This is a genomic window from Nocardia sp. GCM10030253 (assembly GCF_042675075.1).
Taxonomy (GTDB): Bacteria; Actinomycetota; Actinomycetes; order Mycobacteriales; family Mycobacteriaceae; genus Nocardia.
Genome location: NZ_JBHTDL010000005.1, coordinates 126,008 through 143,322, shown reverse-complemented (window position 1 = coordinate 143,322; position 17,315 = coordinate 126,008). Strand labels below are relative to the sequence as shown.

Genomic DNA, 17,315 nt, shown 5'->3' with positions numbered 1-17,315 from the left:
GGGCAGGAGTTCTTACAGCGTGCTGATCGACCAGGCGGCGTGCGGGAGATAGAACTCCTGGCCTGTCTCGTCCTTGGCGAGGATCGGGAGCTGCATTTCGACGCCGATGAGGCGCAGCTCCGGTTCCGGCGTCGAGTCGATGGTCAGGTTGAGCGCACCCTCGGGGTAGTCGTTGCGGCTGACCACTCGGTCCACCGTGTCGCCGTTGGGCAGCACGTAGACGAATCGGGCGATCCACGGTGCGTCCGCGATCTTCTTCGGCAGCGACATCTGCAGCGGGTAGCCCGCAGGCACCTCTAGTCGGACCGTCTTGCCGTTCTGACAGTCCGGTGTCGCCGCACCGCACGGCAGCCGGGAGAAGATCGAGCCAGTGTCCGCATCGGGGCCGCGCTCCGGCAGGATTCGGCAGTCCTGCATCAACGGTGAGCAGTATCCATACGGACGCACGGTGACGGCGGTTCCGTGGGCGTAGGCGGTGATCTCCGGCTCCCGCTCGGGGGCGTTGCGGATCAGCACCGCGAGGACGCCGACGTACGCGACGACGAACACCAGCGCGGCGGCTGCGCCGAGCGCGACGAGGGTTCGGGTCCTGGGCTTACTCACTAGATGGGATCTCCTATCCCTCGTTGAATGCGTTGGGTGTCCGCACCGCGATGTCTGCTTGCTTCGGGGGCATGCGGCCGCGCCTGCGGAACCTCCTGCTCCGCGTGCTGCGGTCGATTGCCGCCGAGACCGGGCAACAGGGAGTGACCTCGGAAGCTGACGAAGGTCTGGACCAGTCCGATGACGAGTATCGCCGAAACGACCGCGAAACCCTTCCAGTAGTCGGTCGGCAGCAGCACACCGGCGGCGCCACCGACAACCCAGCTGAGCTGGAGCACGGTCTCCGACCGGCCGAAGCCGGAGGCGATCGACTCGGGCGGCAGGTCGTCCTGGATCGACGCATCCAGCGAGACCTTCGCCAGCGCGCTCGCACCGGCCGCGACCAGCGTCGCCAGCGCCGCGCCGAGCAGATTGTTCGCGAACACCGCGAACAGCGCGATGAGGGTGCACGCCGCAGTGCAGTTGAGCACGATCAGCGAGGGCTTGCCGAGTTTGAGCCGGGCGCCGGTGGCGTTGCCGGTGAAGTTGCCGATGGCCGCCGCGACACCGACCACGCCGAGCATGGCTGCCTGCTGCACGCCACCGTGCTCGGTCGCCTTGGCGACGAAGGCCACATAGAAAGTGAGGAAGCCGGTCAGCACCCGGATGGCGCTGTTGCCCCACAGCCCGGTGACGACCGCTCGGCCGAGCGGCTGCCTGCGCTTGCGCGGCGGGATCGTGGATTCCTTTGCCGGATCCAGTACTTCGGTGTGGGCGTGGTAGCTGAGGGTCGCCGGGACCTCGCCCTCGGTGACCTCGACCCAGCGCGGGATGCGCAGGCTCAGATAGGTGCCTGCCACCGCGATCGCGGTGGCGAAGATCAGTGCGCCGGTGGAGCTCGCGATCGCGGCGGCGCCCGCGGCGATCGCGCCCGCGCCGATGGTGCCTCCCACCAGACCGAACACGGTGAGCCGAGAGTTGGTGCGCACCAGATCGATATCCGGTGGCAGCACGCGTGGCGTCACCGCGCTCTTGAGCACCGAGAACGATTTGCTGCCGACCATCATGCACAGAGCGAGCGGATAGAGCGCCCAGGTATCGAAGGCCACGATCAGCACCACGGTGACCACCGCACGCAGCGCGAACGAGGTGGCGAGCGCGAGTCTGCGGCCGCGCTGCAAGCGGTCGAGCAGCGGTCCGATCAGCGGCGCGATCAACGCGAACGGCGCGATGGTGATCAGCAGATACAGCGCGACCTTCGACTTGCTCTCCGCGGTCGCGCTCGCGAAGAAGAGCGTGTTGGCGAGGGCGACGGCGATCGCGGCGTCGAGGGCGAAGTTCGCCATCGTGGCGTAGGTCAGCGCGGTGAGGCCCGACTTCTCCGCGCCGTCGGCCTTCGCGGCGCGCTGGAAGGACGCGATACCGCGTTTGGTCAGTTCTTGGCCGCGCATCGCGGCGACCCTGGTGACGGTCAGCTTGCGGGGGATGCGTGGTTCGCCCGATGAGGCGCTGTCGTCCGTCGGTTCGGCGTAGCCGTCCGGTTCGGTGTGCGGCGGTTTGCGCATGTCGGGGGTGGATCGGTCGGGTTCGCCCTGCGCCGGCATGCGGCGGGTTTCGAACTGGGCCGGGTCGGCAGGTTCGGGCCTGGTCTCCGGTAGCCGTCGGGTGTCGAACTGCGGTCGCCGTGCGGCAGGCGGCGGTTGGCGGCGACTGGGCTCCGGATCCGGCAGCGGCCGTCGAGCCGAAGGTGCGTTGGGTGGCGGATATCGGTCGAAGCCGGGGTGCCGTTGGATCGGCGGAGCCTCCTCGCCATCCCACGGACCATTGTCAGGGCCGGAGGGATCGCGGGGAGTAGTCACGCACCCAATTCTGTCGTACTTCCGCGGGTGGGGTTCACTTGCGCTCCAGGGTGTCGGAGGAACGTGACCCCCGTCGCAATTCAGGCGGGCACGAATCTGACTTCGAATATGGTCGGCCAGTACTTGCCGGTGAGCAGGAAGTGGTCGGTGCCCGGGATCTGGGCGATGCCGTTGAGCACGTCGGTGTCCACGCGGGCCGCGGGTGCGAGCAGGCCGCGTGCGTCGATCTCGGCGAGGACCCGGCCGGTGTCGGGATCGATCCGCAGGATCGTGTCGGTGGGGTAATCGTTGGCGTACACCGAACCGTCCGCGGCGCAATCGAGCTCGTTCAGGTGCGCCTTGCGACGGTTGCCGAGGGTGACAGTGCCGGTCGGCGCGAAGGTGACCGGGTCACGAAAGGTGAGCTCGTCGGTGCCGTTGCTCATCACCAGCTTGTCCGCGCGGGTGCAGATGCCCCAGCCCTCGCCCTCGTAGGGCACTCGGCCGCGTTCGGCCAGTGTCACCGGGTCTCGTGCGAAGGCAACCCGGTCCTTCCAGGTGAGCTGCCAGAGGGTGTCGCCGGCCAGTGTCACACCCTCGCCGAAGTACGGATCGGGGAGATCGACGCGGGCCAGTTCGGCTCCGGTGGCCAGGTCGGTCGCGCGGATACTCGACGCGCCCGGCTTGCCCGTGCCTTCGTAGCGCACGTTGCCGTCGATTTCGAGGCCCTGGGTGAATGCCGTCGGATCGTGCGGACGGGTGCCGATGACCTCGATTTTCAGTCGTTGTGGTTGGTCGTCTGCGCCGCCGCAGCCGGTCGATGCGAGCAAGCTGACCAGTACTGCGACGGCCAACGAACGCCGATTGCGCTCCATACGGCAAAATGTAAGCCGTGAGCGCAGTTTCTGTTTCGGAGTCCGGCGTGTGGCCGATCCTGGCCGATGCCGTCGACGTGGCCCGTCGAGCGCTCGTGGAGTTGGAGCCCGCCGGGGTCGGCGCGCATTTGGGGGTGACCGCGGAGGACGACAGTGCCGCGACGCACCGCTTCGAAGCCACCCTGCCCGGCTACCGCGGCTGGCAGTGGGCCGTCGTCGTCGCGGCCGCACCCGGTGCGGCGTACGCCACGGTCAGCGAGTCGGCATTGCTGCCGGGCCCGGACGCGTTGGTCGCGCCCGATTTCGTGCCGTGGGATCAGCGGGTGCGCCCGGGTGATCTGGCGCCCGGCGACCTCCTCGCCCCCGTGCCGAACGATCCACGCCTGGTCCCCGGGTATGTCGCCAGCGGCGACCCAGCGGTCGACGAGGTCGCGCGCGAGATCGGCCTCGGCCGCACCCAGGTGCTGAGCCTCGAAGGCCGGGAAGAAGCGGCCGAGCGCTGGTACACCGAGTTCGGCCCCGACACCGACATGGCCAAGGCGGCTCCATCCACCTGTGGCCTATGCGGCTTCTACCTGCCGCTGGCCGGCGCCATGCGCGCCGCCTTCGGCGTGTGCGGCAACGCGATGGGCGCCGACGGCCGAGTGGTGCACGCCGAATACGGCTGCGGCGCACACTCCGACACCGTCCTCCCCACCGGCGGCGGCTCCCCGCTCTACGAGGCCTACGACGACGCGGCTTTCGACGTCATCACCCAGGAAGCCCCGCGCAAGCCGGAGCCGGAATCAGCACCCGCCGGCGACGCGACGGACACCGAGGCATCGACCGAAGTCGACTCGAGCACCGTCGCCGACGACACGGCAGCAGCCGATCTCGTGAGCACAGTCGCAGCTGAATCCACCGACACGGTGGTGGAGCCGGCCGCCGCGGCCCCGGCGAGCGCCGAGGCCGACTCGACTGTGGGTGCGGCGGGCGATGTGGCTGAGCCGACCACGATGGTCGAGTCGGATGCAGTGGCTCCGGTGAGTGCCGAGGTCGAGCCGAACGCTGAGGCGGTGTCCGACGCGGGCCTGACGGGTGGTGCGGTGGTTGAGCCGAGCACGGTGGCTGGGTCGGATGCTGCGGCAGCGGTGAGCGTTCCAGGTGACTCGAATGCCGAGGCTGTGTCGACCACTGGCCTGCCGAGCGATGTTGTGGCCGAGGCAGATAGGGCGGCCGAGTCGAGCAGCGTGGCTCCGGTGAGCGCAGCGGATGAGACGGCTCAGCCCGCAGGTGCGGGTCGGTCGGGCGATATCGATGCTGAGCCGGGCACCGTTGGTGAGTCGGGCGCTGCGGTTTCGTTGAGTGCCGAGGGCGTGCAGAGCCCTCGGAGTGCGGCGGCCGAGGTAGCCCAGTCGATCGACGAAGCCGCCGACAATGCTGCGATCGGGTCGGATGCGTCGCAGACGAGCATCGGTTCGGCTGTGTCGGATCAGGATTCGGGTGTCGAGTCGGCGCTGAGCATCGAACAAGCATCTGCTGTCGACGCGACACCTGCTGCTGAGCAGGCGCCGGAAGCCGAGTCGGTCCCGAGCGTGGATTCGGTTTCTACTGCTGAATCGGCTTCGACTGCTGAGCAGGCGCTGGGCGCTGACGCGGGTGTCGAGGCTGCCGGTGGCGCGGGCGAGTCTGATGTCGATGCGCGGCCGGAGTCCGAATCATCGACACAGGGCTGAGCGACGCGTCCGAGGCGTCCGATTCGTTCGGTACCTCGACGCTGCGCGCTGCGGTCCTTGCCGCATGGCGTGATTCGCCGACGCGGTTGCGGGAGGATGCCACAACCGAGGCGGATCTCGTGCGGGCCGGGTATCGGGATCGGCTACTGACCGAGCTGGCCCAGAACGCCGCCGATGCCGCCGCGAAGGCGGGCGTCGCCGGCCGCCTTGTTGTCCAGCTCGACGGGCGCACCCTGCACATCTCGAATACCGGTGCACCACTGGACATCTCCGGCGTACACGCACTCACCGCACTGCGTGCGTCCGCGAAGGCGAATCCGGCCGCGAGCGTCGGCCGGTTCGGCGTCGGCTTCACCGCCGTGCTGTCGGTGAGCGACGAGATCGAGGTGCGTTCGACCACCGGTTCGTTGGTGTTCTCGCGCGAAAACACGTGGAACGCACTGCACGACAACGCAATCACCGTGCCCGAGACCGCCGACAAGTTCGCCCCACCGGTGCTGCGACTGGCCTGGCCGAGCACCGCTGCCCCCGCGGACGGCGACACCGAAGTGGTGCTGCGCCTGCGCGACGACATCGACGCACCGGCCCTGCTTACCGCAATGCGCTCCGAAGCCGCCGACCTTCTGCTGGAGCTCCCCGCGCTGCACAGCATCCGAATCGGCGACGACGAACTGACCTGCACGGTCACGGATCCGAGCGACACCGGCCCGCAGCGGACCGGCCTGCGTGCGCTGCGCATCTCCGGCCCGGACCTCGACCGAGTGTGGTGGGAGTACCGGACCAGCCGTGCCCGCTGGCTGTTGCCGCTTCGCGAAGGCAGGCCGGTAGCCGTCGCCCCGGATGTGCTGCGCGCACCGACCCGATCCGACGAGGAGCTGTCGCTACCGGCCCTCCTGATCGCGGACATTCCAATGCAACCGGACCGCCGCCGCCTGCTCCCCGGCGCCCGCCTCGCCGAACTGGCAAAGGGATACGGCGATTTCGCCCGCGCCCTCCCACCCCGCGACCGCCTCATTCTCGTCCCGACCCCCGGCTTCGCCCGCAGTGAAGCCGACGGCCTGCTCCGCGAAGCCTTGGTCCGCGAACTCCAAACCCACTCCTGGCTCCCCGTGGTCACCGGCCCGTCCGATACGGCTGCGGCCGACTTCGATGACGCGGATTCGCTCTGGGCCGAGCCGTTCCCAGATAGCGCGGACGCTGTCACTGATCGCTCGGACACATCCGGTGCGGTTACGGCCGGACGAGAGGGTGTGGAACCGCCTGCCGGTCAGGAACTGCGCGATGACGGGGCGGCTATCACCGTTCCGGCCGCTGCGCGCGTGCATGGCGCTACCGAGGGTCTGGAATTTGCAGGGGGACAGGCACTGCCGGGTAGGGCAGCGGCTGCCGCTGTGCCGACTCGGGCGAGTGTGTTCGCTGGGCTGACGATGGAATTGGCCGGGCTGATCGATGATGTGGTCGGGCCGTTGGTGCTTCCGGAATTGTCCGGGCGTGCGCATGGCGAGGCGCTCGGTGTGCTGGATGTGCATCGGTTGGGGCTGGCTCGGCTTGCGGAGTTGTCCGGTGGGCTGGAGCGGTCGCCGCAGTGGTGGTATTCGCTGTATGCGGCGCTGGAGCCGTTTGTGGTCGATCCGTTGACCGCCGAGGAGCTGGGGGCGCTCGCGGTGCCGCTGGCCGATGGGCGGCTCGTGACCGGGCCGCGCACAGTGGTTTTGGATGATCGGCTCGAGGACCCCATTCCAGTGCATTGGGCGCGGCTGGTGCATCCGGAGGCGGCGCATCCGCTGCTGGCTCGGTTGGGCGCGCGCACCGCCACCGCTGAGGATTTGTTGAGCGATCCGGGCTTGCGCGCCGAGTTGGAGGACCAGCCGGGCGATCCGGATACCGCGGATGCGGTGCTGCGGCTCGCCGCGAACGCCGACCCGGGCGCGTTGCCCTCCTGGCTCGGGTTGGTCGAATTGCCGGATAGCTCGGGGGAATTGCTGCCTGCCGACGAGCTGCTGCTGCCCGGGGCTCCACTGCGTGATCTTTTGGTCGAGGATTCGCCGTTCGGTACCGCCGCCAAGGACCTGGTGGAGGGCTACGGCGCGGAGGCACTGCGGGCTGTCGGCGTCGGCTGGGATTTCAGTGTCGTCGTCGAGGTGGATCCGACCGGCCCGGATCATCATCTGGACGACGAGGAAAGCTGGTGGTCGGGCCTGCCCGAGGATCCGCCGGAGCTGGCCGCCGTCCGCGACCTGGACTTGGTGGCCGAGGCCGCTTGGCCAGAGGCCTTGCGGCAGTTGGCTTCCGGCGAACGGACCCGATGGCTACTCGCCGACCCCGATGGCTACACCGCGTGGTGGCTGCGCAGGCACGCCCGTATCGACGGCACGGTGCTCGGCCTATTGCGACACCCCGCCGACACCGAATTCGACGACCTGTTAACCGAATTCGCCGCTCCCGGCCTCGGTCGCCATGACATCGATGCCTTGCGCGCCGCATTGGCGAATCCCGATGCCATCACCCCGGAGCTGGCCGCCGCACTCCTGACTGCCCTCGCCGATCCGGCGAAAACCCCTTCACCCGAGGTGATTTCACGAACCCACGCACGATTGGCCGCCGCGGTCGCGGCAGAGCGGCTCGACCTGGCCGACCTCGACGTGCCCGATCGCGTGCGCGCATTGTCCGGAGCGGTGGTGGACCCGGCCGACGCCTTCGTGCTGGACCAGCCGTGGTTCGGCCTGGCACTCCCGCCGGACCGCCTGGTTGTCGGCGATGTCGATACTGCCCCCGCCTTGGCGACCTTGCTCGATCTGCCCGTTGTCTCGGAGGCCGTCACCGCCGATGTGGTCGGCAGCGGCCGACGGGCCACCTGGTCGTCCGAACCGCTCGGAGTTGTACTGCGCCAACTCTTCACGCTGCCCCCGCAGCAAGGGGACCTGGTTGTGCACGACGACCTTCGCATACGTCTGCACGGCGCCGTGACCGCTACGGTCGCCGTCCCGTGGTGGCAGGACGGGGCAACCTTGCATGTCCGAGGGCCGCACGCGCAGGACTGATCCTCCGTGGCCGGGCCTCGACCGCCCGCCTATGCCGCGTAGCTCGACACCATTTCGCTGAGCAGGTCCAACTGCCCGCGAACACTCTCGCTGTCGTTGTCGACCAGCCAGCGCAGCACGATTCCGTCGATGACGTTGAGGGTGAACCGGCTCAGATCGTGCACGGGGACCGTGAACCGGCTGGCGGTCGCATCGCGCGCGTGATCGAGGATGTCGGCGACGGTGGAGTCGTTGAACGCGTACTGTTCGCGCGCAATCGCGAGTTTCGCCGGTGTTTGTTCGCCTTCGCGAAGTGCGTAAGTCGTGGTTTCGTAAGTGAGTAGCTGTCGTTCCGGTGTGGCTTCAATGTTGAGCCACATCAGTTCCAGTCCGGCGCGTACCAATTTCTGAAGCGCTTCTTTTCCACTTCCGGCGTCTTGCCAAACTGTTTCATTGGCGTCAACAGAATCGCGTAATTCCATCGACAACGCTTTGACCAGCTCGGTCATCAGCGCGTCCTTGTTTTCGAAACAGTAATGCACCACACCGAGCGAAACACCTGCCGCCTGAGCCACATCGCGCGTGGTCACGCCTGCCACGCCTTTTTTCTCGGCAAGGCCGATGGCTGCCTCGATAAGGTGGGCCCGTCGTTCTTCGACGCTCAATCGGGAGGACACCTCAGGGAGTTAAGCGTCCGAGAAGCGCACAGTCAATTCGCGCGGCCGAAAAATCTCGACTGGACGAGCGTCCAGTTGTGTGGTTCGCTGCACATCGGGATCGAAGGGAGACACATATGCCGGTGTCACGCAGAACGGTTTTGGCCCGAACCGCGACTGGTTCGGCCACGCTGGTTACCGCGGCTGCGATGGCCACGGTGCCGGGCGTAACTACGGCATTGAGTGCGTCCGCCGCGGCCGCACCGGCGTCCGGCGGATACCTCGTCGGCATCGGCCTGTCCGACATCACCGGCCCGGCCGCCGAATGCGGGATGATGGGCTATTCGCAGTTGGAGCAGCAGACCGCGGGCATTCACCTGCGCCCGCGCGCCCGCGCGTTCATCATCGCCACCTCCGAGCGGCGAATCGTCTTCGCCGTCGCGGAGAACGGCATGATTTTCCAGTCTGTGCACCGCGGCGTCATGCTCGAGCTCGCCCGCCGCTTCGGTGACCTCTACACCGAGCAGAATGTGCTGCTCACTTCGACGCATTCACACGCGACCTGCGGTGGCTCCAGCAACGATTACGCATACAACCTCTCGATTCTCGGTTTTCAGCAGCAGGTCTATGACGCCGAGGTGAACGGCATCGTGGAAGCGATCGCCGCCGCACACGCCGATCTCGGTCCCGGCACGCTCGCGCTCGGACGCAGCGAGCTGCACAACGCCAGCGTCAATCGCTCGCGAGTTGCCTTCGACCGCAACCCCGATGCGGACAAACAGCATTTCCCGCAGGCCATCGATCCGGCGGTCACCGCGCTGTCGATCGTCAAGGGCGGCAGACAAGTCGGCGCCATCACCTGGTTCGCGACCCACAACACCTCGATGACCAATCAGAACAGGTTGATCAGCGCGGATAACAAGGGCTACGCGTCTTTCTCGTTCGAGCACATCGAACACGGCGTCCGATACCTCGACGGCGCCGTCGATTTCATCGCCGCGTTCGCGCAGACCAACGCGGGCGACATGTCGCCGAACCTGAACCTGCGCCCCGGCTCCGGCCCCACCGAGGACGAGTTCGACAACACCCGCATCATCGGTGAACGGCAGTACCACGCAGCGAAAGCCGCACTTGCCGAAGCGAAGTCGCTGAGCGGGCCGGCCGACTCGATGCTCTGTTATATCGACCTGGCCGACATCGCCGTCGACGGCCGCTTCACCCCGGACGGGCAGCCGCGCCACACCGCGCCCGCGGCGGCGGGCGTCTCGCTCATCGCGGGCAGCACCGAGGACGGCCCTGGTCTGCCAGGCATTCCCATTCCGGAGGGCGTGCGCAACCCGTTCATCGACGCGCTCGGCAACCCCAACGCCCCCGCACCGTCCTGGCTCGCGGATGCCCAGGCGCCCAAGGCGATTGCGGCGCCGCTCGGTCTGCTGCCGCCGGTGTCGTGGGTGCCGAGTGTGGTGCCCATCCAGATCGTCCGCATCGGCGAGCTGTACCTGGCGGCCGGTGGCGGGGAGTTCACCATCGTCTCCGGCCTGCGGATCCGCCGCGCGGTGGCGGCAGCGCTCGGTGTATCGCTGGAGCAGGTGCTCCTGCAGGGCTATGCGAACTCCTATCACGAATACGTCACCACTCCGGAGGAGTACGACTCCCAGCAGTACGAGGGCGCGTCAACCCTGTTCGGGCGCTACACCTCGAGTGCCTATCTACAGGAATTCACCCGACTGGCAACGGCTTTCGCGGACCGTCAGCAGGTTCCCCGCGGCCCCGCCCCGCGCGACGTGTCCGCCATGCAGCCGAATTTCCAGTCCGCACCCGGTCCCGATATGACGCCGCCGGGCCGCAACTTCGGTGACGTGCTGATCCAGCCCGCGGCCACTGCCGCCCGTGGCACCCAGGTCGCCGCCGAATTCGTTTCCGCACACCCGAAGCACAACCCACGCCGCAACGGCACGTTCCTGGAAGTGCAGCGGCGCAACGACTCCGGCGAGTGGGTGCGCGTCGCCAACGAGGGTGAGTGGGCGGTGCGGTTCCACTGGAGCAAGCGCGGCACCGCCGCATCCGTGGCCCGCTTCACCTGGGATGTTCCCGCCGACGCGGCGCCTGGTCGATACCGGCTACAGCACTACGCGGACAGCCTGAGCCCCGACGGCGCGCTGCACCCGTTCACCGGCACCAGCGACGAATTCGATGTGGTCTGACGGACGCTACAGACCCGTTTGCGCGCCCTTGTCGCCACGCCGGGCGCCGCGGCGCTGGATCGCGAAGATCGTGTACCCCAGCAAGCCGACCGCCATTCCCATGAGACACACCGGGCGGGCCGACTCCCAGCGATCGCCGCTGGCCCACACCACGATCGTGGCGATCAGCCACAGCGCGCTGCCAACGGCCAGTACCGGCCGTGGATCGGTCAGCCGCTGCGGGATCTCGGGCACTTTCTGCGTCACCGCCCTAGCGTAGCTGCGGGAACAGTCGTCCCGCAGCCAACGGGTCCCGTATCGTTTGCCACTGTGACAACGCCATCGGATGTTCGAGCTCTCGCGGGTGAGCTGTCGCTCGCGGTGGTGCGTTTGACGCGACATCTGCGGGGGCGGCGCGCCGACGCACAAATTTCGCTGACCCAGCTCTCCGCGCTGGCCACCCTGCACCGGGACGGCGCGATGACGCCGGGCGCCCTTGCCGCGAAGGAGCGCGTGCAGCCGCCGTCGATGACGCGAGTGATCGCCTCACTGACGGACCTGGAGTTGGTGGAGCGCAAGCCGCATCCGACCGACGGCAGGCAGATCATTGTCTCGCTGTCGGATGCGGGTCGCGCGTTGATCGCCGATGAGACCAGCGCCCGTGAGGCCTGGATGACCGAGCAGCTGTCCACGCTGACCGACGAGCAGCTGGTTGTGCTGACCAAAGCCGTCGGCATCATGAAGCAACTCGTCACCGAGTCCGAATAACCCTGCCGGCGGTCAGTACCTGGAGTCCTGTGGATACCGGGCACCGAACGGCTGATCGCTGTCGACGATCTCGCGGCCGAGCGGGAACAGCGACAGCGGGATCAGCTTGAGATTCGCCCAGCCGAAGGGGATTCCGATGATCGAGATGAACAGCGGAATGCTGGTGAACAGATGGCCGAGCGCCAGCCACCAGCCCGCGACGATGAACCAGATGATGTTGCCGAGCAGTGAGCCCGCACCCGCGGACGGCTTCTCCACCGTGGTCCGCCCGAACGGCCACAGCACGTAGGCCGCGATCCGGAACGACGCGATACCGAACGGGATGGTGACGATGAGGATGCAGCAGATGATCCCCGCCAGCAGGTAGCCGAGCGCCATCCAGAACCCGCACAGCACGAGCCAGAGGATATTGAGAACCAGCTGAATCGGCTTCATGCGTTCCAGCATGCCAGCAGATCGGCAGTTCGGGCATCACTCCAGGGGACTACATCGTTCTCCGGGTCGGACCCTGATGCGGCATCGGCGCAACCCGCCCAACGGCACCGATGCCGCGACATCCGCCCCAGCGCCGAGGCGCAGCCGACACCGATGGGCGGTGTCGGCCACGATGTCAGAAGAACCAACCGAGTTCCGCGTCGCGTTCGGCGCCGAACGCCTCATCGATGGCGCGCACCTGCCCGGAATCCTTGGCTTGCAACCGGTTCGCGGCGGCGAACACCCGCGCCGGATACGCGCCGAGGTACATACTGCCGAGCACATCGATGCCGAGTTCGACATCGGCGGCGCGGGTAGTCGGCGTGCAGTCGGCGACACGGTCGCGCACCCTGAGTGCGAAGGTGCCGCCCGCGTTCCGGAACGGGTCGGTCACTGCGAACACGACATCCAGGTCGCGCAGATACGAACGCGCGCTGAGCGCGGCGGGCACATCCATGAGCCGCAACCAGAGTCCGTCGTAGCGCTGGTTCGTCCGGACCAGCCGGGGATCGGTCAGTAGGTAGGGGAGCGGGTCGTTGTCGGGGAGTTCGGCGTCGATCCTGGTGATGAGATCCAGCCCGCAGAGGGTCCGCCACAGTGCGGCATGGGCATCGGCGGTTACCGTCCGCATCTCGACCACATCGGCGATCCTGACGGAGTCGCGATACCGATACCGATACAGCACATACCCATCTGCATGCAGCAGCACGAAGAGATCGGTACCGCCGTCCCGGAAACGCTCGGGGTCGAGGAAGGTGACCTCCCAGCGTGCGTCGGGACGCACCTGCGCGCCGGGAGTCGGCCTGCGCCAGCGGTCATAGATCGCCCGCACCCGTTCGGTCGCCTCGGCGAGCACCGCGAGTTCTACCCCGCCCGGATCCGGTGTGGACGGCAGGAACTCCGCGAACCGCCGATCAATGCTCACCGCGTTCTCCCGGATCGCGGGCCCATACCCGAACCGTCCGTAAATCCCGCCCTGGCTCGCGGTGAAGATCGTCAACGGCAACCCGGCCGCCTCGATGCGCTGGTGCTGCTCGGTATACATCGCGCGCAGAATCCCGCGTCGTCGGTGCGTAGGCGCCACTACGACGCCGGCGATCCCGCAGGCTTCCACGGTTCGCTCGCCCGGCACGGTCAACGTCATCGTCGTCGACTCCACATGCCCGACCACCCGCTCACCGTCGACCGCGACAATCGCGTCCTGCGGCGGAAACAGTCGCCGATACGGCTCCCCCAGCGACTCGTCCGGCCGTGTCCCGAAGGAAGTCTGGACCACCAGCCCGATCCCGGCCGCATCGCCCTCGGTAGCCGATCGAATGGTGATACCGGGTATCAGCGTCATACCTGGACCATCCCACGGACCCCACCCACCCGCACCCGATTTTCAGCCAGTGCGGCTCTGGCCGTAGCGGGCGGGCACCGGTGTCGGTGGTGGCGGTGTGGCCCGGCAGGATGTGTCCTCGTGGCCGAAGTGTTCGATATCGACGACCCCGCTGATCCGCGGGTTGATGACTTTCGTGACCTCAAATCCGCTGATCGCCGGCCGGATCTGCCTGGGCGCAAGGGGCTGGTTATCGCGGAGGGGGTTGTCGTGGTGCAGCGGATGCTCGGCTCGCGGTTCCGGCCTAGTGCGTTGCTCGGGGTGGACAAGCGGCGGGCAGAGCTGGTGGATGATCTCGATGGTGTCGATGTGCCGTACTACCGGGCGAGTGCCGAGGTGATGGCGGAGGTGGTGGGGTTTCATCTCAATCGTGGGGTGCTCGCGGTGGCACCGCGGCCCGCCGAGCTGACCGTGGACGAGGCGCTCGCTGGGGCACGGACGGTGGCGGTGCTGGAGGGGATCAACGATCACGAGAACCTCGGCTCGATGTTCCGGAACGCGGCGGGGTTGGGGGCGGACGCGATTCTCTTCGGGGATCGATGTGCCGATCCGCTGTACCGGCGGGCGGTGCGGGTGTCGATGGGGCATGTGCTTCGGGTGCCGTTCGCGCAACTTCCGCACTGGCCGGGCGGGCTGGATATACTGCGAGACAAGGGATTCCAGATCATCGCGCTGACGCCGAACCCCGCTGCGGTGAACCTGGCAACGGCGATGACGGGGGAGCGGGTGGCCTTGCTGTTGGGCGCGGAGGGGCCAGGGCTGACCGAGGAAGCCATGCGAGCCACCGATATCCGGGCGAGAATTCCGATGTCGCCTGGCACCGACTCGTTGAATGTCGCGACCGCGGCGGCAATGGCTTTCTATGAACGGGTGAGGACATCGTGAACGAGGGGCGGTCGTGAACTACCTGCCGAATGGGGCGTATCGGCCCTATCCGCCCTACCAGGACCCGACACCGTGGGCCGCCGGGCTCACCGTCGCGGGCATGGTTGCGCTGCTGACGGCAGTCGCGGTGTATGCGTTCGGCGACGCGCTGGCGCAGGTGCATCCGATACTCGCGGTCGTGGTGAACCTCGTCGCGGCCGGTGGGGCCGCGCCGACAGCCTGGCGCTGGCGGTTCGTCCCGGTGACCCGCTGGGTGCTCGCGGGCGGCGCGGCGGGCGTGCTGCTCGGTTGGTTGGCGCTGCTGTTCGGTGGGTTTGCTGCTTAAGCGGTGGCCTCACCTGCGCTGGTCCAGGCGCGGGGCTGTTGAGGGAACTACGTCCGTCTGCGCCTATGGAGGCGGTGCGCCGCCCGCGCTCGTTCAAGCGCGGGGCCTATCGGGGGTCTATGTGCGGCCGCGCGGTCAGGCGGTGCCTGTCAGGAGACGCGGTCTCGGCCGCGCAGCCAACTGAACAGGCCGCGTCTGCGTTTCGCGTCGATGTCCGGTCGTCCGTCCCCTGATACCAGGGTGGCCGGGTCGGGTGCTTGCCCCTTCGGATACAGGGTGAACCCGCACACCGAGATATCGCCGGGGATCAGTGCGCCGTCGGTTGCCGCGGCGCGGTAGTGGAATCCGAGCCATTGGTGATTGGCGGCGTCGGCGAACTCGGGCGGATCGAATGGCAGGGTCTGCGGGTCGGGCAGGTCGCCGGGATACCAGTGCACCGGATGGTCGCCCGCCCAGTAGGGGCGCTCCCACACCAGCGGCAGGCCCTCGTCTTCGAGGATGTTCACCCGCGTCGAACTGAACGCGCGGCGGAATTCGCCGCGCTCCCAATGCGCGAACGCACCCCAGCCGTGCGCGGCGTCGAACGAGACGAGGTAAGTGTGCTCCGAAGCCAGCGGACGGACCAGCAGTTCCGGCAGGGCCGTCGGATGCACCAGCGCCGCCTGCGTCGAACACACCACAGTGACACCGGGATAGCAGCCGATGTAGACCTCGTCGACGTCCGGGCCCGCGCAACCGCCGAGCGTGCCGACCATGATCGGCAAGACATCTCGGTCGGCGTGCAGCTGCTTCGCGAGGGCGAGTGCCGCGTCCGGGTCGGGATCGTGGTTCGCACGGAGTACCGCCAACGGATCGAGTGCGTCGACGTACCAGAGGGACGAGGCTTTGGATAGCATTTCCGGCACCTCCCGATGGTTGCACGTAAGAGCTCCGCGAACTTCGAGCAACTCTTGGTGATTTCGACAGCTTTCCGTCACCGCGAACCGCCCGATGCCGACAAACCACTCGACGGCACCCAAAAATCTACTCGCACTTCGCCGCGAAGTACGCGGCTTCTGCCCGCGAACACGCCAGCGGCCCAAGAAATTCGCGACAAAGGCGGCTCAGCAACCTCCACGGCCGCGCTGGCAAACATCTGCCATCAAGGCCGGATTCGGTGGGTATCTACCGATGCTCGCGACACTCCGGCACGTCGAACGCCCATGCCGGACATCGAACACCCATGCCGGGCGAATGCGAAAAGGGATACGCGGCCGGATAACTCAGTGGCCGGAGCTACGGACGCCGAGCAGCACGTCCTCCCAGGACGGCATCGGAGCCTTGCCGCGCTTGGTCCGGTTGGACTTCGCGGGGGCGGCCTTGCCGTTGGGCTTGGCCTTTTCCTCGGCGGACGCCGCAGGGGTCTTCGGAGCGGCGGGAGTCGTCGGCGCTGCGGGCACGGACGGGGCGGTGCCCGCGCTGGGTGCCGGGGTTCCCGTGGTCGAACTACCGGCGGCGGGTGCCGTGCCGGTTGCCGCCGTGGCTGCGGCCGCAGTGCCACCCGCGGCCGGAATGGCATTGGTGCTCGCGGCCGGAATGGCGTTGGTGCTCGCGGCCGGAATGGCGTTGGTGCTCGCGGCAGCCGGGATGGCGGCGCTGGCGCCACCCGCGACGACGGAGCGCTGCTCGTAGTACTCGTCCAGCGTCGGCTGGCCCTGCCGGGTCGCGGTACGCGCGGCCGGAGCCGTGGTGTCCCGAGCCGGTCGGGTTTCGGCAGGCCGCGTCTCCACTGGCGCCTCTGGCACGGCGGGTGCTTCGATCTCGGCCTGCGGCGGAAGGATCGTGGCCAGCCCGCGTAGCGCGCGGCCGAAGTCGGGATCGATCAGGTCGGAGGCGGGATCGTCCAGGGGCGACACCGAACCGCCGTGAGCGTCGGGCTGGTAGCGCCAATGCGCGGTGATGTCGGAACGGCCGTTCTGCCACTGCAGTTGGGCGACCCAGAAGCCCTTCTCGTCTTTCCAGGCATCCCATTCGGCACCCTCGATATTGTGCCCGCGCTCGGTGAAGGCGGCGGTGACGATATCGATGAGGGTTTCCACAGCGGGGCCGTCGCCACGGACCGGATGCGCCTTCTGCGCGAGTTCGGCTGCGCGGGCCCGCTCCAGCAGTACTGGGTAAGCGAAACGTTCGACCCGACTGGCCGGCATCCCGGACTCTTCGGTGACCTGTTCGACGGAGGCCCCGGCACGGATGCGAGCTTGAATATCGCGAGGACGCATAGTTGCTTCCATTTCGATCTCAATCTGGCCGAATCGGGCAAGGTCTCCGCGAGCTGCGGCTCGAAGCTTGTCGTCGGCGGGCAGCCGGTACTTGGTGCCGGTCTCGGTGTCGATACACACGATGTGCGTGGAGTCGGGCGTCACCCCGATCACTCGAAGTTCACGCACCGTTACCTCCTTATCGCGTCGGCTCGCGACACCGCCCACTTTCCGAAACAGTAGTGCACTACTGATGATCTCGAGGCAAGACACGCGGCACGGAAATCGGGCAATAACCCGCCGTGCCCCGCTAATCTGCTCTGTTCGATTCGCCGCGCCTTCCGGCGCGGCGTGTCGAGTGTTGGCGTGTCGTGCT

15 protein-coding genes are annotated in these 17,315 nt (G+C 67.7%); 6 read left to right on the top strand and 9 right to left on the bottom strand.

Annotated features, from left to right (window positions below):
* Positions 1–12 precede the first annotated feature (12 nt).
* From ACFQZZ_RS08960 to ACFQZZ_RS08950, 3 genes are all read right to left on the bottom strand, one after another.
* Positions 13–603, bottom strand: a complete 591-nt coding sequence (locus tag ACFQZZ_RS08960) for a DUF2771 domain-containing protein (RefSeq protein ID WP_378676739.1) — start codon at positions 601–603, stop codon at positions 13–15.
* Positions 603–2,441: an MFS transporter gene (locus ACFQZZ_RS08955; RefSeq protein ID WP_378676736.1), complete on the bottom strand. Its 1,839-nt coding sequence runs from the start codon at positions 2,439–2,441 to the stop codon at positions 603–605. The genes ACFQZZ_RS08960 and ACFQZZ_RS08955 overlap by 1 nt, the downstream gene beginning before the upstream one ends.
* 80 nt (positions 2,442–2,521) lie before the next feature.
* Entirely contained in the window at positions 2,522–3,295 is a 774-nt protein-coding gene (locus tag ACFQZZ_RS08950; RefSeq protein ID WP_378676733.1) for a glutaminyl-peptide cyclotransferase, read from the bottom strand.
* Positions 3,296–3,312: 17 nt separating this feature from the next.
* Here ACFQZZ_RS08950 and ACFQZZ_RS08945 point away from each other — a divergent pair, with 17 nt between their 5' ends.
* Positions 3,313–5,010 carry a DUF3027 domain-containing protein gene (locus ACFQZZ_RS08945; RefSeq protein ID WP_378676731.1) on the top strand — a complete coding sequence of 566 codons (1,698 nt, stop codon included), beginning with the start codon at positions 3,313–3,315 and terminating at the stop codon, positions 5,008–5,010.
* A complete protein-coding gene (locus tag ACFQZZ_RS08940; RefSeq protein ID WP_378678287.1) occupies positions 5,007–8,051 on the top strand; it encodes a sacsin N-terminal ATP-binding-like domain-containing protein in 3,045 nt (1,014 codons plus the stop codon). The genes ACFQZZ_RS08945 and ACFQZZ_RS08940 overlap by 4 nt, the downstream gene beginning before the upstream one ends.
* Before the next feature lie 29 nt (positions 8,052–8,080).
* On the opposite strand, the gene ACFQZZ_RS08935 is transcribed toward ACFQZZ_RS08940, so the two are convergent.
* Positions 8,081–8,695, bottom strand: coding sequence for a TetR/AcrR family transcriptional regulator (locus tag ACFQZZ_RS08935; RefSeq protein WP_378676728.1), 615 nt, complete (start codon positions 8,693–8,695; stop codon positions 8,081–8,083).
* A 128-nt stretch (positions 8,696–8,823) separates the two neighbouring features.
* Between ACFQZZ_RS08935 and ACFQZZ_RS08930 the strand changes: the two genes are divergently transcribed.
* The gene (locus ACFQZZ_RS08930) at positions 8,824–10,890 is read left to right on the top strand and encodes a neutral/alkaline ceramidase (protein ID WP_378676725.1); all 2,067 of its coding nucleotides are present in this window, start codon (positions 8,824–8,826) and stop codon (positions 10,888–10,890) included.
* 6 nt (positions 10,891–10,896) lie between these two features.
* On the opposite strand, the gene ACFQZZ_RS08925 is transcribed toward ACFQZZ_RS08930, so the two are convergent.
* Positions 10,897–11,136 carry a DUF2530 domain-containing protein gene (locus ACFQZZ_RS08925; RefSeq protein ID WP_378676722.1) on the bottom strand — a complete coding sequence of 80 codons (240 nt, stop codon included), beginning with the start codon at positions 11,134–11,136 and terminating at the stop codon, positions 10,897–10,899.
* A gap of 63 nt (positions 11,137–11,199) precedes the next feature.
* Between ACFQZZ_RS08925 and ACFQZZ_RS08920 the strand changes: the two genes are divergently transcribed.
* The gene (locus ACFQZZ_RS08920; RefSeq protein ID WP_378676720.1) at positions 11,200–11,637 is read left to right on the top strand and encodes a MarR family winged helix-turn-helix transcriptional regulator; all 438 of its coding nucleotides are present in this window, start codon (positions 11,200–11,202) and stop codon (positions 11,635–11,637) included.
* A gap of 12 nt (positions 11,638–11,649) precedes the next feature.
* On the opposite strand, the gene ACFQZZ_RS08915 is transcribed toward ACFQZZ_RS08920, so the two are convergent.
* A complete protein-coding gene (locus ACFQZZ_RS08915) occupies positions 11,650–12,072 on the bottom strand; it encodes a YccF domain-containing protein (RefSeq protein ID WP_378676717.1) in 423 nt (140 codons plus the stop codon).
* Between the two features lie 175 nt (positions 12,073–12,247).
* Positions 12,248–13,453, bottom strand: a complete 1,206-nt coding sequence (locus ACFQZZ_RS08910) for a GNAT family N-acetyltransferase (protein WP_378676714.1) — start codon at positions 13,451–13,453, stop codon at positions 12,248–12,250.
* A gap of 120 nt (positions 13,454–13,573) precedes the next feature.
* Here ACFQZZ_RS08910 and ACFQZZ_RS08905 point away from each other — a divergent pair, with 120 nt between their 5' ends.
* Positions 13,574–14,377, top strand: coding sequence for a TrmH family RNA methyltransferase (locus ACFQZZ_RS08905; protein ID WP_378676711.1), 804 nt, complete (start codon positions 13,574–13,576; stop codon positions 14,375–14,377).
* A 13-nt stretch (positions 14,378–14,390) separates the two neighbouring features.
* A complete protein-coding gene (locus ACFQZZ_RS08900) occupies positions 14,391–14,702 on the top strand; it encodes a DUF2537 domain-containing protein (RefSeq protein WP_378676708.1) in 312 nt (103 codons plus the stop codon).
* Between the two features lie 149 nt (positions 14,703–14,851).
* Here the strand turns inward: ACFQZZ_RS08900 and ACFQZZ_RS08895 are convergent, their stop codons facing one another.
* Together ACFQZZ_RS08895 and sepH are read right to left on the bottom strand one after the other, a co-directional pair.
* Entirely contained in the window at positions 14,852–15,598 is a 747-nt protein-coding gene (locus ACFQZZ_RS08895) for a DUF6928 family protein (protein ID WP_378676705.1), read from the bottom strand.
* A 366-nt stretch (positions 15,599–15,964) separates the two neighbouring features.
* On the bottom strand, positions 15,965–17,128 hold the full coding sequence (gene sepH, locus ACFQZZ_RS08890; protein ID WP_378676702.1) for a septation protein SepH: 1,164 nt from the start codon (positions 17,126–17,128) through the stop codon (positions 15,965–15,967).
* Positions 17,129–17,315: the final 187 nt, after the last annotated feature.

Excerpts from the sequence above, each read along its gene's own strand:
- ACFQZZ_RS08915 (WP_378676717.1), bottom strand. The coding sequence starts at position 12,072 with ATGAAGCCGATTCAGCTGGTTCTCAATATCCTCTGGCTCGTGCTGTGC.
- ACFQZZ_RS08910 (WP_378676714.1), bottom strand. The coding sequence starts at position 13,453 with ATGACGCTGATACCCGGTATCACCATTCGATCGGCTACCGAGGGCGAT.
- ACFQZZ_RS08895 (WP_378676705.1), bottom strand. The coding sequence starts at position 15,598 with ATGCTATCCAAAGCCTCGTCCCTCTGGTACGTCGACGCACTCGATCCG.
- ACFQZZ_RS08950 (WP_378676733.1), bottom strand. The coding sequence starts at position 3,295 with ATGGAGCGCAATCGGCGTTCGTTGGCCGTCGCAGTACTGGTCAGCTTG.
- ACFQZZ_RS08930 (WP_378676725.1), top strand. The coding sequence starts at position 8,824 with ATGCCGGTGTCACGCAGAACGGTTTTGGCCCGAACCGCGACTGGTTCG.